The organism is Psychrobacter nivimaris (assembly GCF_904846365.1).
In the GTDB taxonomy this organism is placed as follows: Bacteria; Pseudomonadota; Gammaproteobacteria; order Pseudomonadales; family Moraxellaceae; genus Psychrobacter; species Psychrobacter nivimaris_B.
The window spans coordinates 1-13,533 of the sequence record NZ_CAJHAL010000024.1; the positions used below are offsets into that span (position 1 = coordinate 1).

12 protein-coding genes are annotated in these 13,533 nt (G+C 43.2%); 4 read left to right on the forward strand and 8 right to left on the reverse strand.

The features are described from left to right. Positions 1–179 precede the first annotated feature (179 nt). The 3 genes from JMX63_RS10325 to groES all read right to left on the reverse strand — a co-directional run bounded on the left by JMX63_RS10325 (position 180) and on the right by groES (position 3,017). On the reverse strand, positions 180–551 hold the full coding sequence (locus tag JMX63_RS10325) for a hypothetical protein (RefSeq protein WP_201572258.1): 372 nt from the start codon (positions 549–551) through the stop codon (positions 180–182). 402 nt (positions 552–953) lie between these two features. Next, on the reverse strand, positions 954–2,603 hold the full coding sequence (gene groL, locus JMX63_RS10330) for a chaperonin GroEL (protein WP_101204842.1): 1,650 nt from the start codon (positions 2,601–2,603) through the stop codon (positions 954–956). 123 nt (positions 2,604–2,726) lie between these two features. After that, on the reverse strand, positions 2,727–3,017 hold the full coding sequence (gene groES / locus JMX63_RS10335) for a co-chaperone GroES (protein ID WP_057758860.1): 291 nt from the start codon (positions 3,015–3,017) through the stop codon (positions 2,727–2,729). A gap of 478 nt (positions 3,018–3,495) precedes the next feature. On the opposite strand from groES, the gene JMX63_RS10340 reads away from it, so the two are divergent. Next, entirely contained in the window at positions 3,496–4,275 is a 780-nt protein-coding gene (locus JMX63_RS10340) for a DUF3108 domain-containing protein (RefSeq protein WP_201572259.1), read from the forward strand. Positions 4,276–4,385: 110 nt separating this feature from the next. On the opposite strand, the gene JMX63_RS10345 is transcribed toward JMX63_RS10340, so the two are convergent. Further along, entirely contained in the window at positions 4,386–4,835 is a 450-nt protein-coding gene (locus tag JMX63_RS10345; protein WP_201572260.1) for a hypothetical protein, read from the reverse strand. 154 nt (positions 4,836–4,989) lie between these two features. Continuing rightward, complete coding sequence (wrbA, locus tag JMX63_RS10350; protein WP_201572262.1) at positions 4,990–5,607, reverse strand: NAD(P)H:quinone oxidoreductase; 618 nt, start codon at positions 5,605–5,607, stop codon at positions 4,990–4,992. Between the two features lie 256 nt (positions 5,608–5,863). On the opposite strand from wrbA, the gene JMX63_RS10355 reads away from it, so the two are divergent. From JMX63_RS10355 to JMX63_RS10365, 3 genes are all read left to right on the forward strand, one after another. Beyond that, positions 5,864–7,447, forward strand: a complete 1,584-nt coding sequence (locus JMX63_RS10355; protein ID WP_201572264.1) for a YihY/virulence factor BrkB family protein — start codon at positions 5,864–5,866, stop codon at positions 7,445–7,447. Then, positions 7,440–9,056: a DUF2254 domain-containing protein gene (locus JMX63_RS10360; protein ID WP_227673311.1), complete on the forward strand. Its 1,617-nt coding sequence runs from the start codon at positions 7,440–7,442 to the stop codon at positions 9,054–9,056. The genes JMX63_RS10355 and JMX63_RS10360 overlap by 8 nt, the downstream gene beginning before the upstream one ends. A gap of 154 nt (positions 9,057–9,210) precedes the next feature. Then, positions 9,211–10,485, forward strand: coding sequence for a cation:proton antiporter (locus JMX63_RS10365; RefSeq protein WP_101204848.1), 1,275 nt, complete (start codon positions 9,211–9,213; stop codon positions 10,483–10,485). A 78-nt stretch (positions 10,486–10,563) separates the two neighbouring features. On the opposite strand, the gene JMX63_RS10370 is transcribed toward JMX63_RS10365, so the two are convergent. From JMX63_RS10370 to JMX63_RS10380, 3 genes are read right to left on the reverse strand one after another with little or no spacing between them, the layout of a single operon-like run. Then, positions 10,564–11,049: a DUF2127 domain-containing protein gene (locus JMX63_RS10370; RefSeq protein WP_406947850.1), complete on the reverse strand. Its 486-nt coding sequence runs from the start codon at positions 11,047–11,049 to the stop codon at positions 10,564–10,566. 55 nt (positions 11,050–11,104) lie between these two features. Beyond that, entirely contained in the window at positions 11,105–12,316 is a 1,212-nt protein-coding gene (locus JMX63_RS10375; protein WP_227673312.1) for a dihydroorotase, read from the reverse strand. Between the two features lie 58 nt (positions 12,317–12,374). Continuing rightward, a complete protein-coding gene (locus JMX63_RS10380) occupies positions 12,375–13,448 on the reverse strand; it encodes an aspartate carbamoyltransferase catalytic subunit (RefSeq protein ID WP_114701674.1) in 1,074 nt (357 codons plus the stop codon). Positions 13,449–13,533 lie beyond the last annotated feature (85 nt).

The window sequence follows — 13,533 nt, forward strand, 5'->3', positions numbered from 1 at the left end:
CTAAAAAGTGGTCGATGCCCATCCGTAACTGGACGTCTGCTTTGAATCGCTTTATGATTATGTTTGATGACCGTATAAGCAGGCATTTAATCTAAATGGCAGTTACACAGAATCTGGGATGGTCTCAGTAAGTCATTCATAGTAAGTAGCTTATTAACAATAGATTTGTATTCACCGTATTATAGGGAAATCTCAACCTCTATTTTGATTGGTCGTTTTAAATGGATAGTGACTTTTATATTAATAGAAGCTGCTTCTGGTGGCTCATTGTCCAAAGCGCCGTCAACGATATGTGCTATTTTCATTGCTTCTACTTCTTTAAGCTCAAAGCCGTTTGCTTTGGCACCTCTCATCACTTTTTCATAAATTTCTTTTTCGCCTATATAGCGCTCTTTATTGTTAAATGATAACTGCATAACTTTAGAATAGGCGACGCTAGACATCTCCATCGGCTTTTGCATTTTAAACCTATCTAAACTAGGATCAGCTGAACTACTAGCAGAAGCCAACACTAGGGCTGATGCTACCATTGCAATCGATAAAATCTTCATTTTGAATTCCTTTTGAGTTAATTTATTCCTTCTAAGTTAAAACGCTGTTAGCGAATATATTCGCTATATCAACTATATCCTAATAAATTATTAATTGAAAATTTAAATTAATATTAGTAATACTAATATTATTAAGTAATGGGTAATTTTAATCAGTTATCCCTATTCTGATTTTCTGCACAATGCCAATTATTACTTTAAATCAAACAAAAAAAAGCCCTGCTATCTTTCGATAACAGAGCTTTTAATAGTTCAAACGCTTTCACAAAAATACTTACAACTCTAGTGAAAAACGCTTTATGAGTTGACTAAAGCAGTACGACTAGGCAACCGAGTGAAGATTGTACTGATAGTACATCGAGCGAGGTTAACAACGTCGTACAAAGTTAGTCGAGGCATATATTACATCATGCCGCCCATTCCACCCATACCGCCCATTCCAGCACCACCGCCCATAGCAGCCATACCGTCATCACCTTGCGGTAAATCAGTGATCATAACTTCAGTCGTTAGCATTAAGCCTGCAACAGATGCTGCATTTTCTAGCGCTGAACGAGCAACTTTAGCTGGATCAAGGATACCCATCTCTAGCATATCGCCATATTCGCCAGTCGCTGCGTTGTAACCGTAGTTACCACTGCCACTCTTCACTTCGTTAACCACAACTGAAGCTTCTTCGCCAGCGTTGGTTACAATTTGACGTAGTGGTGCTTCCATCGCGCGACGTAGGATGTTCATACCCGCGTTCTGGTCATCGTTGTCACCGCGTAGTTCAGACAATGCATTCATCGCACGAACTAAGGCAACACCGCCGCCAGGTACAACGCCTTCTTCAACCGCTGCACGAGTTGCATGTAGTGCATCGTCAACACGGTCTTTTTTCTCTTTCATTTCAGTTTCAGTTGCTGCGCCGACTTTGATCACTGCTACGCCGCCTGCTAGTTTAGCAACACGCTCTTGTAGCTTTTCTTTGTCATAGTCAGACGTAGACTCTTCAATTTGACGGTTGATAGACTCAACACGGTTTTCGATGTCAGCTTTGTTGCCAGCGCCATCAACGATAACAGTGTTTTCTTTACCGACAGTCACTTTCTTAGCAGTACCAAGTTGCTCTAGAGTAGCAGTCTCTAGGCTTAGACCAATCTCTTCAGAGATTACAGTACCGCCAGTTAGCGTTGCGATGTCTTCTAGCATTGCTTTACGACGATCGCCGAAACCTGGTGCTTTAACGGCACAAGTTTTCAAGCCGCCACGCATGTTGTTCACAACTAGTGTTGCTAGTGCTTCGTTTTCTACATCTTCAGCAATGATTAGCAACGGCTTGCTCTGCTGCATTACTTGCTCAAGTAATGGCACGATTTCGCGAATGTTGCTGATTTTTTTGTCAACTAGCAAGATATATGGGTTTTCAAATTCAGCAGTTAGGCTGTCTTGCTTGTTAGCAAAGTATGGGCTGATATAACCACGGTCAAACTGCATACCTTCTACAACTTCTAGGGTATCTTCAAAGCTTGAACCTTCTTCAACAGTGATAACGCCTTGCTTGCCTACTTTTTCCATCGCTTGCGAGATCAGTTCACCGATTTTGGTGTCTGAGTTTGCAGAGATAGAACCAACTTGAGCGATTGCTTTGTGATCGTCAGCTGGCGTTGATAGTTTATGGATTTCTTTGACCGCTTCACGTACCGCTTTGTCGATACCGCGCTTAAGATCCATTGGGTTCATGCCAGCAGCAACTGACTTCATGCCTTCTTGTAGAATTGACTGAGCCAATACTGTCGCAGTGGTTGTACCATCACCAGCGACATCGTTAGTGCGACTAGCCACTTCACGTACCAGCTGTGCACCCATGTTTTCAAATTTGTTTTCTAGCTCGATTTCTTTGGCAACCGATACACCATCTTTAGTGATGGTAGGTGCGCCAAATGATTTGTCGATAACAACGTTACGACCTTTAGGGCCTAATGTTACACGTACTGCGTTTGCTAGAACGTTTACGCCATCCATCATTTGTTTACGGGCATCAATGCCGAATTTTACGTCTTTTGCCATGTTAAATTACTCCACTATTATAAGTATGAGAATACAATTGATTGATTTGATAGTTGCTTATCAAAAGCGATTATTAGAAACTGCTATCAAAATGTGCTGAGTATAAAATAATACTCAAAAGGACTAGCCTTCTAGCACACCCAATACATCAGACTCTTTCATAATCAATAGTTCTTCACCGTCAACCTTTACGGTTTGACCAGCATATTGACCGAACAAAACTTTGTCGCCAGCTTTTACATCTAACGCACGAGTTTCACCGTTGTCACGAACTTGACCATTACCAACTGCAAGCACTTCACCTTGTGAAGGCTTCTCTTGTGCTGAACCAGGAAGCAAGATACCACCAGCAGTCTTTGTTTCTTCTTCTATGCGGCGGACGACAATACGGTCATGTAAAGGACGAATGTTCATCGATATGACTCCAAAAGTTGGTTAATAAAATTAAGGGTTTATTTGAATTAATGGTCTCAATACCAGTATCTATAGGGAACACTGCCAAAAACAATGCTTTATAGATAAGCCTTGAGCTTGTAACAAAAAGTGGGGGCAAGGTGAGTTCGGTTCAAGTGTAAAGCCCAAAAATTTACAAGATTATTTTGCAAAAATTGATCAATCAACGTTTCATATAAATGAATGAAGCTTAGTAAAGCCGATATGCTATTCAAATAAGGAACAAGAAGTAGGAATATTTAGAAATATTAGCGAGCTGAATTTATATTTTGACCAATGCCAAATTAGCTATAGAAACATTTGCTACAAGCACTACACGAAGCGGTATGACATCACGCTTGAAAATGTAACAGCGTATGACCATTATAGGTCTGGTAAACATAATAAGAACGAACGAAAAAAGTTGCTATATCGGCAATAAATTAATGAAGGGGTATCTATGAGTTTTTCATCAATGTACAAAAAGTCATCAAGCGACAATGTTGATAATGCTAATAACGCAAAACGCAGTCCATCTAAATTTTTATCTGCCTTGGTAACAGGCATCAGTATCTCTACCGTTGGAGCTTTGAGTATGACCGCACCTACCCTCGCCAGCGCAAAAACTGTTCAACCATCGACTGCCGATTATAGTTTTACTGTTGAGGACAAATACAAAGGCACAGCAACTCGTACGCTAAGCAAATCTGGTAATACGTGGAAATATAACGTTAAGGCTCGCGTCGCTGGTGTGGCTAGCGCCTCGCAAAACAGCACTTTTACGATTAATGGCAACAATGTCAATCCGACGCAGGCAAGTACTACGTACAAACTACTTGGCATGGGTCGCACGCATAAACTAGACTTCAACCCAAGCAGCAAAAAAGTCACCAGTAACTATAAGGGCAAGTCGACGACTATGAACATGTCGCAGCAAGCCTTTGATGATTTAAGTCTTGAGGTACAGATTCGCCAAGATTTACTAAACGGTAAATTCTCTGGTAACTACTACATGGCGAAAAAAGACAAAATCGAGAAGACGCCATTTAAAAAATCAGGCAAAACTAAAGTCACCGTACCAGCGGGTACCTTTGATACGGTACGTGTTGACCGTGTCCACGATGACGACAGCCGCTCTACCAGCTTTTGGTTAGCTCCAAGCTTAGACTATATGCCAGTTAAAGTTAGCCAAATTAACGATGGTAAGAAAATGGATTTAGAATTGACTAAGATTAACTAATCTACTTATTTTTAACGTTATAAACAAAAAAGCGGCGCTCTAGATGGAGTGCCGCTTTTTTATGGTTTTAGATTAATGGATATAATTTATTAGGCTTCAGATAAATTCAATTATTGACGAGGTTTCTTCACAACGTTGTTCATCGAAGGCAAACGTTTGAGCAAAATAAATAGCCAAATATTGATAGCAAGCAATAGTAAGAAGTCCGTTAAGTATACGGCGATTTCTGCCCAGCTACTGCCATATATACGAGTAAACAGCACCACGCCACTCGCACCCAAATATACCAAGGTAAACATACTACTTATCAACAATGCATAAGGTGAACGACCACGCAATATCCATGGCGTCAGAATCAACGCGGGCACTAGCCATAATGCCTGCCAAGCAATACCGCCAACGATATCAGGGCTACTAGGATTAAAGATACTAATAAAGATAGGCAATCCGAGCAGTCTATAAACGAGCCAAATTAACCACGTAACCTTCAAGCGCTGTGCAATAGGTGCGATAGGCTTAACCGTTTTAAGAGGCTTTGTATTAGAGCGGGTTGTGGCCATTAGATATTTTGATTTCCTAAATGAATAATATACTGCTGAAGATGAATAAGTAGCTCTTTATTATAATCACTTGCTTATAACCGAGTGGTTATAACCACTCAATCATAGACTTTGAGACTCAGACGATTCTAGACAGCAGGTTTATAAAAGTTGCTTATCGGCCCCAATCAGCCTTTGCTAATGCAGCTGCAGTAATCGCTAAACGGCGACCCTGCGCAATACCCAAATCTCGCTCGTCAGTAGATATAGGCTGATCATGTGATGCACCGCTGACATGACTGGCACCATAAGGCGTGCCGCCGCGATGAGTACGGTTCAATGCTGGCTCTGCATAGGGCACACCTACGATGACCATACCGTGATGCATCAACGGCAACATCATCGTCAACAATGTCGTTTCTTGGCCACCATGCATAGAGCCTGTCGCCGTAAACACCGATGCAGGCTTGTTTTGTAGGTTCCCTGCCAGCCATAGGGTCACGGTATTATCCCAAAAATACTTCATGGGTGCAGCCATATTACCAAAGTGCGTTGGGCTACCAAGCGCTAGACCGCTACAGTCCTTGAGATCGTCCATCGTACAGTACAAATCACCCTCATCAGGTATGGCAGGCTTACTTGACGTGGTTTCAGGTGCCACTGTCGGTACCGTACGGATACGCGCCGACATGCCAGCATCTTCAATACCTTGAGCGATAGCATATGCTAATGTCTTAGTCGTACCGTAATTAGAATAATAAAGCACCAAAACATAAGGGTCGGTCTGACTCATTAGCAAAGCTTCCTTATAAAATCGTTAGTCGTACTGGCCACCAAAAATGCGGCGAAATATACGACTAACTGGCATTGTAGAATATGTGCACATTATGCCCGAGTCATTCACCGTCATGCAAATAACCATGATTGATAACCTGACTTATATTGTATCTGGTGTGCTACGCGGTGCATTTTGACACAATTAAACCGCAGATGATAACCGTTCATCTTTGTTACACTATTGTCACTCTTACTTTTGCTTAATGGTCGACATGGAAAAATTATCTCAAAAACTCCCGTTTTTACAGCAGCGCTGGTTTCAGTTTTTACGGTTTTTGACTCGGCATTTTTTTGAAGATAATTGCCAGCAAAAGGCCGCTTCACTAACATACACCACGATGCTGTCGATTGTGCCTGTATTGACGGTATTATTGATGATTTTGTCATCTGTACCAGCACTCGCATCGGTTAGAGCTCAGATTTATGACGTCATTTATAGCAATCTATTGCCGCAATCGAGCATGCAAGTTAGTGAGTACATTAATAGCTTTGCCGAAAAATCATCCAACCTAACCATTATCGGTGCCATGATTTTATTCTTTACGACTATCATGACCTTAACCACTATCGAGCGCGCGTTTAACCAAATTTGGCGAGTAGAAGATCGCTCCGGTGGTATCAAAAGCATGCTGCGTTATTGGACTATCGTTACCCTAGGACCATTAGTATTGGGTACCGCTTTTATCGCTTCAAGTACTGTACAGAGTCTGAGCTTTCTCAATCGTCAAATTGCTGGCTACGGTATCGACTGGAGCTTTTGGGTACAAATGGCATCGATTGGTATTACGATGGCGGGCTTTATCGGTATGTACTGGTTTATTCCAAAGGCGCGCGTACCAGCAAAGAACGCAGCCATCGCTGGCGTGTTTGTGGCCATTGTCTTTGAATTAATGAAGCATCTGTTTGGTACAGTGATGGCTAACTTTACCAGCTACGAAGCGATTTACGGCGCTTTTGCCGCATTGCCTATCTTCCTACTATGGATTTATCTGTCGTGGAATTTGATTTTATTAGGCGTTGAAATCAGCTATACCTTGACGATTTTTGAGACAGAAGAAGTCTACCCTCGTCACCCGTTACTTAGTTTGCTAGACATGTTGAATTTGGTCTATACCCACCACTTAAAAGGTGAAGCCGTTAGCGAACAAGCACTGCGCAATGTCTTAGGTCGCAAAGAGCTGCCAAAATGGTATACCTATATCAACTACCTACAAGACAGCAATCTTATCACCATGACGGATGATGATGACTACGTGCTCAAAAGAGACCTGAGTAGGATGACGTTATGGGACTTTTATCGTACCTTGCCCTATCCACTTCCTATCAAGGACGAGTTGGATGAGATGAAATTGGAAGGTCAAAAGCCTTGGCTAAGTTTATTGGTAAAACGCTTTGAAAACACCGAAGCATATGCCAAACAGCAATTGCATCTGCCGCTAAATGCTATCTTTGCCAATAGCGAACCGCGTAAACAATCTAACAGTAAGCATGGCGATGACCGTAAACTATTTAGAAAAACCTCTGCCGCCACTGAAAATGTACAACGACATGATAATCTAGATAGACATAATGAGAATATTTATAACGGTAATGATTCAAATATTGAAGCCTCACCGCACCTAGAGCCTATGGCTTATGATAAAGACAGTGATATTGAGTATGACGATCACGACAATGAAGCCATCATACCTCTAGGGACTAGTGAGAGTCATGCTGAGACAAATATGAGCAGACGTACGCACAAAAACGCTATTATTACAGAAGCAGATAACCCTAAGGCTCATCACAGTGAATAAAAATGATGGAGACAGTGTCTGGACACGTACGATCAATGCAGGTCAAAACAGGCTTAAGCAGTTCACTAAGTTGTGGTCAATACAAACGCTGACCGACTTGCCTGATCGCTTAAATAACTTGTGGCAATGGCTGATTGGCTCTTATTGGTTTATTCCAACCGCTTGTGTCATCGTCGGTATTTTACTTGCTCCTTTGCTAGTCGCGATTGATCAGCATTTTGATCGTGAAACGGTAAAAGAGATCTCCTTTGCCTTTACTGGGGATGACGAGGCTGCGCGCGCGATTATGACAGCTATCGCTGGTGCGGTATTGGGCGTGGCCGGTACGACATTTTCGATTACAATCGCCGTCCTGTCGATGGCATCCTCACAGTTTGGTCCAAGACTGCTACGTAACTTTTTGACCGACACCCCAAATCAGTTTGTCCTTGGCGCTTTTATCGGTACATTTAGCTATAGCTTACTGGTATTGAAGTCTATCCATAAGTCTGACGTAGCTTTTGGTGTGCCGCAATTGGCAGTGACCTTTGCCATTATCATGGCGATTATCTGTGCGCTGCTTTTAGTTTATTTTGTACAGCATATGGTGCATGCCATTCAAGCATCACACGTCATTCAAAATGCTAGCAACGATGCGATTGCAAACATTTACTATTGGTATAATGATCGATGTGATATTCAACATCAACGCGATGCTGAGCACCACGATATCGAGCAGTTCCAAAACTGGCCTGCTATGCCGATTTATTCACCAAATTCAGGTTATTTACAGCAGATTTATCTTGAGTCATTGATTGCGCTGTCACAGGATTATGGTGGCGTGGTACAGATGCATGTCAACCTCGGTAATTACGTCACTGACAAAAACGTCATTGGCTACTTTTATCAGCGGCCTGAATCTCATCCAAATAATCGCCAAAGGACAGCGACTCCGCATCTGGCAATAATACCGAGAGCACCCGATGGACTGTTTTGGCAACGTCTTGCAGGTTGCCTACGACTTGAGCAACGATTGGCGCACTCCAACGACATTGCATATAGCTTAGGTCAGATGACGGAAATTGCTGTACGCGCGTTATCCCCTGGTATCAATGATCCAAAGACTGCGGTCAATTGCGTCCAATCTCTAACCAGCTGTCTAAGCATTATGATGCGTCGTCAGCCACCAAGCCCTTATCATTTTCACATACCGCAGTCAGACACTAACGATAGCTCTGAAACTACTATCAAACAGAAGCGACTGGCCATATTGGCACTAGTCACTCATACCCCCCAAATTTCCGACTTTATCAATGTATCACTCGGTGAGATACGTCGTTATGCAGCTGCTGACCTAATGGTCTTAAAAGCATTATGTCAGGCAATGGTCAATCTGAACTATGCACGGGTAAACAGCGCACAGCAGCAAACGCTATTACATGAATTGCATCTAATTCAGCGTGCTGGAGAAGAGAATTTAAATTATCAGGAGCTGGTCGATGACTTGGTCGCTATGTGCGAACAAGCCAAGCAGTTTATTCTTGATAACGATGCGCAGCATAAGCATTTTAATTATGTCAGTGATTTTGAAGCTGATATTCGTCAAGCGTTACAGACACAGTCTAGTTAACGACATGACCAATTAACTGTTTAAATAAACGGCCGTATCAGCCCTTATAAGCACATTACTTATAAGCACAATACCTATAGCTAGCAACACTTATAACGTCCCTATAAGCCCTGCGCTTTAGATACTTTTTATATTCATATGAGACCTACTTTTTATGGCATCTGCAACCAGCCTCACCATTCTAGAAATCAGCGCCATATTTTTGTCGATTACTGCTTCGTTAACTTATATTAATCACCGTTTTATTGGTCTGCCGACCACTATCGGTGTCATGGTCATCTCTATCTTACTGTCAATCGGTGCGATATTTTTGGGCTTCTTAGGGTTTGATCAGCTGATCGATTACGAAGTCAGTTTATTGGAGCAGCTTGATTTTACCGAAGTACTCTTAGACGGCATGCTATCGATGTTGCTATTCGCAGGTGCATTACACGTCAATATTGGTGATTTAAGACGTTACAAGTTACCTATCGGCATCCTTGCCGGACTTGGTACGATCATATCGGCGATGCTTATTGCGACCGCGATTTATTTTATGCTGCCGTTGTTTGGTTTTGGCCTACCGTTTCTCTGGTGCCTGTTATTTGGGGCGCTTATTTCCCCTACCGATCCTATTGCCGTCATGGGTATCCTGTCGTCAGCAGGTGCTCCAAAGAGTATCGAGACTGTCATCGCTGGCGAGTCATTGTTCAATGATGGAATCGGAGTGGTTATCTTCGTCTTACTGCTGGGGATTTTATCTAGCGGTGATATCCCTACTGCCAACTACGTCGCACATACTTTGGCGGTTGAAGCTGGTGGCGGCGTTGTATTCGGACTGGTACTTGGCGCAATTTTGTATTACTTGCTTAAAAGTATTGATAGCTATCAAGAAGAGGTGCTATTAACATTAGCAGGCGTCATCGGTGGCTATGCGCTGGCCAGTCATTGGCATTTATCAGGGCCACTCGCCATGGTCATGATGGGCCTGATGGTTGGTAATCGTGGTCGCGAGCTAGCCATGAGTGACAAGACACGGCACTATATTGACTTGTTTTGGGAATTGATTGATGAGATTTTAAACGCCATTTTATTTGTACTCATCGGTCTAGAAGTGGTGATGATTGCTTATTCAGGCAATTTATTTATTGCGAGCGGTTTGACGATTTTGATTGCGCTCGTTGCCAGATTTATCGTGGTAGGCATGACGACCAAGACTTTTCATCGTCAGCTTGATTTACCTACGGGCGCATGGAAAGTTCTGACGTGGGGCGGCTTACGCGGAGGCATCTCAGTCGCGTTAGTATTACAGCTACCTATCGGGGCTGAACGCGAGATTTTATTGGCACTCACTTATGCGGTGGTGATTTTCTCCATTTTGGTACAAGGTCTCAGCGTTGGAAAAGTCGCTAAAAGCATTCGTACCGATGAAAAAACAGTAGACGTATAAGCTAAAAATATAGCAAGCACAAAAAATCCAGCATCAGACAAGTATCTTATGCTGGATTTTTTAACTTAAATTTAAACGTTATATCAAGCCCTTTCGTTTCATATTGCGATAAACCACAACAATAATGAGCAGATTAGAAACCAGTATCCCAAGCTTAAACCAGTCAAATGGGCTAACGATCAGATAGTAGATTTCTATAGGAATAAATACCCCATAGCCTAACACCCCGAACCAATACGCCCATGTTTTGTCATGCCACAAGCCATAGGCTTCGAGGAAACGCAAACTGGCATAAGCGAATATCAATAATAAAAACATCGGCCAGTTTTTACTTGCCTGCTGAGCAATACGTACGGCACTATCGATTTGCGGGGCAAGCATATGGCCGAAGCTGCGCTGCCAAGTAACCGTTGCCGTCGTCAGCCAATGCTCAAGATTGGTATGCCACCACCATAATGCCCCTGCTCCTAGTAACGCACCAACACCTTTGACTACCTCATAAATGGCCACTGCTTTGATAGACTCACTCGCCGTACTGCGCGATTTTTCTTGCTGACCATTCATGGCAACCCCTTTATCCTTCGAGGATGGCGGCAGACGGTCATCCTGTTGGGGCAAATTAGCCAAAGAATGTCTCCACAACACGTCCTTGCAACTGCTGATTGAAAAATGGCGTGTTTTTACCACTTGATAGCATAGATTGTGCCGTTACTTGCCACTCAAGGTTAGGATCGACTAATACTGCACCGCCGATAGCTTCATACTGCTCGCTAATACCTGCGATTTTTGCAGGATTCAGGCAGATTTTATCTACTAATTGCGAGAGTGTTAAGACATCGTCATTTACCAGCTGACAAGCCAACGCCATAAACGTATCAAAGTTTGAGATACCGGGCGTACTCTCAGCAAACGGTGCTTTTTTGGCGGTACTATTCAGTGGCTCGTGATGACTACAGATAGCGTCGATAGTGCCATCTTTTAATCCGCGGCGGATTGCCTGCTGGTCCGTGTTACTACGCAGTGGTGGTAACACATATGCCTGAGCATTAAAGCCTTCAAGATTGTCATCAGTTAAATACAGCTGATGCATCGCAACATCACACGTAACAGGCAAGCCTTTATCTTTTGCCCAGCGCATGAGCTCAATGGAAGACTTACAGGATAACTGGCTAAAATGAGCAGCGATTCCGGTCTCTTCAACCATCAGTAGCTGCGTAGACAGTGCAACAGTTTCCGCAATCCAAGGAATCCCTTGCAAACCATGATAAGAAGCAATATAGCCCTCATGTGCCACACCGTCTCCAGACAGACTTGGCTCATCAGGATAAAAGAATACCTTCATGCCAAAGGTTGCTGCATATTCTAATGTGCGTAGCAATACTAAGTCATTGCGAAAAGGTCTACGCGCATTAGATACTGCGATACAGCCGCCCTTTTTAAGCCCTGCAATGTTAGACGGTCGTTCGCCCTCTAACCCTGTGGTCAATGCACCCAAAATATGCAAGTAAATCCCGCCATCACTCAAGGCACGCTCACGTAAACCTTTTAAGAGTGAGCCATTTTCTAAAATAGGATTGGTATCAGGTGGCGTCACCACATGTAAAAATCCATTACCACGAGCAGCGCTGCCTTCTGATTTTAGCGTACCGTGTTGCTGCTGGCCTGGCTCACGCAAACGCGCGCATAGATCTACTAGTGGTGGCAATAACCACATCTCACGGTCAGAATCGAGTGTAGATAGTTTTTCTGTTGCAATTTGCGGCAATGCATCTTTAAATGCTTTTGGTAAATGGTCAAGAATGGGTGCATCCGTATTAAGCATGGTAGACATAACGTTATTACCGTATCAATAAAATTAAATAAATGAGAATAAGTCGCTCGGCAGCCTATTATTTGCCAGCCGCTTGATGAGCGCGTTGACCTTCCATCGCAAGTGATAAGACTGCCATGCGAATGGCAATGCCGTTATTTACCTGCTTTAAGATAACGGATTGCGCGCCATCAGCCACACTAGAGGCAATCTCAACACCGCGGTTCATCGGCCCCGGATGCATCACTAGTGCATCAGGTTTAGCGAGAGCTACTCGCTCTGGCGTGATTCCATAATGCTTATAGTATTCACTTGAGGATGCCAATAGCGGCGAACCGATACGCTCATTTTGTATTCTTAATCCCATGATCACATCACAGTCGGTGACACACTCGTCCATGTTTTCATATACTTGCACGCCAAAACGCTCAATACCTTTTGGCAGTAAAGTGCGCGGCGCACAAACACGGATGTCTGTCACACCTAGTGTTTGCAATGCACTGATATCAGAGCGTGCCACGCGTGAGTGCTTAATATCACCAACGATTGCGATAGACAGCTCTTCAAACGGGCGCGGAGCTTCACGGTGAATGGTCAACATGTCGAGCATTCCTTGAGTGGGATGCGCATGCCAGCCATCACCGCCATTGATAATAGCGATATCAGGCGTCACTTCTGTCGCCATAAAATGCGCGGCACCTGATGCTGAATGTCGAACTACAAAGATATCCGCAGTCATTGCCTGTAGATTCCACAACGTATCGCGCAGACTCTCGCCTTTTTTGGTACTAGAACGTTCGATATCGATATTGAGTACATTGGCACCCAAACGTTTTTCTGCCACCTCGAATGTCGTCCGTGTACGAGTCGATGGTTCAAAGAACAAATTCATCACCGTATAGCCGTCTAACTCAGGACGATTAATTAACTGTCCGTTTTCATCAAAGAAAGTCTCTGCTTTTGCGATAATAGCTTTGAGCTGTGCTTTGTTAAGACCTTCAACACCTAAGAAATGCCGGATACTGCCATCAGTGTTGAGCTGCGGACGACTTAGTGAAGTATTGAGCCTTTGATGAATCGTATTGGGATCAAATTTTGCATAATCAGTCGGTGAGACTGGTTGTGTAGCGCTACTATCGATAGAATTTGACATAATGGCGAGTCTTTATTGTGGGTTTATATGAGTCTATAGTAATCACTTATTCATCTTTGTTCGATCATTTATCACTGATAGGCAT

Excerpts from the sequence above, each read along its gene's own strand:
- JMX63_RS10345 (WP_201572260.1), bottom strand. The coding sequence starts at position 4,835 with ATGGCCACAACCCGCTCTAATACAAAGCCTCTTAAAACGGTTAAGCCT.
- JMX63_RS10340 (WP_201572259.1), top strand. The coding sequence starts at position 3,496 with ATGAGTTTTTCATCAATGTACAAAAAGTCATCAAGCGACAATGTTGAT.
- JMX63_RS10380 (WP_114701674.1), bottom strand. The coding sequence starts at position 13,448 with ATGTCAAATTCTATCGATAGTAGCGCTACACAACCAGTCTCACCGACT.
- wrbA (WP_201572262.1), bottom strand. The coding sequence starts at position 5,607 with ATGAGTCAGACCGACCCTTATGTTTTGGTGCTTTATTATTCTAATTAC.
- groES (WP_057758860.1), bottom strand. The coding sequence starts at position 3,017 with ATGAACATTCGTCCTTTACATGACCGTATTGTCGTCCGCCGCATAGAA.
- JMX63_RS10365 (WP_101204848.1), top strand. The coding sequence starts at position 9,211 with ATGGCATCTGCAACCAGCCTCACCATTCTAGAAATCAGCGCCATATTT.
- JMX63_RS10325 (WP_201572258.1), bottom strand. The coding sequence starts at position 551 with ATGAAGATTTTATCGATTGCAATGGTAGCATCAGCCCTAGTGTTGGCT.
- groL (WP_101204842.1), bottom strand. The coding sequence starts at position 2,603 with ATGGCAAAAGACGTAAAATTCGGCATTGATGCCCGTAAACAAATGATG.
- JMX63_RS10375 (WP_227673312.1), bottom strand. The coding sequence starts at position 12,316 with ATGTCTACCATGCTTAATACGGATGCACCCATTCTTGACCATTTACCA.
- JMX63_RS10355 (WP_201572264.1), top strand. The coding sequence starts at position 5,864 with ATGGAAAAATTATCTCAAAAACTCCCGTTTTTACAGCAGCGCTGGTTT.
- JMX63_RS10370 (WP_406947850.1), bottom strand. The coding sequence starts at position 11,049 with ATGAATGGTCAGCAAGAAAAATCGCGCAGTACGGCGAGTGAGTCTATC.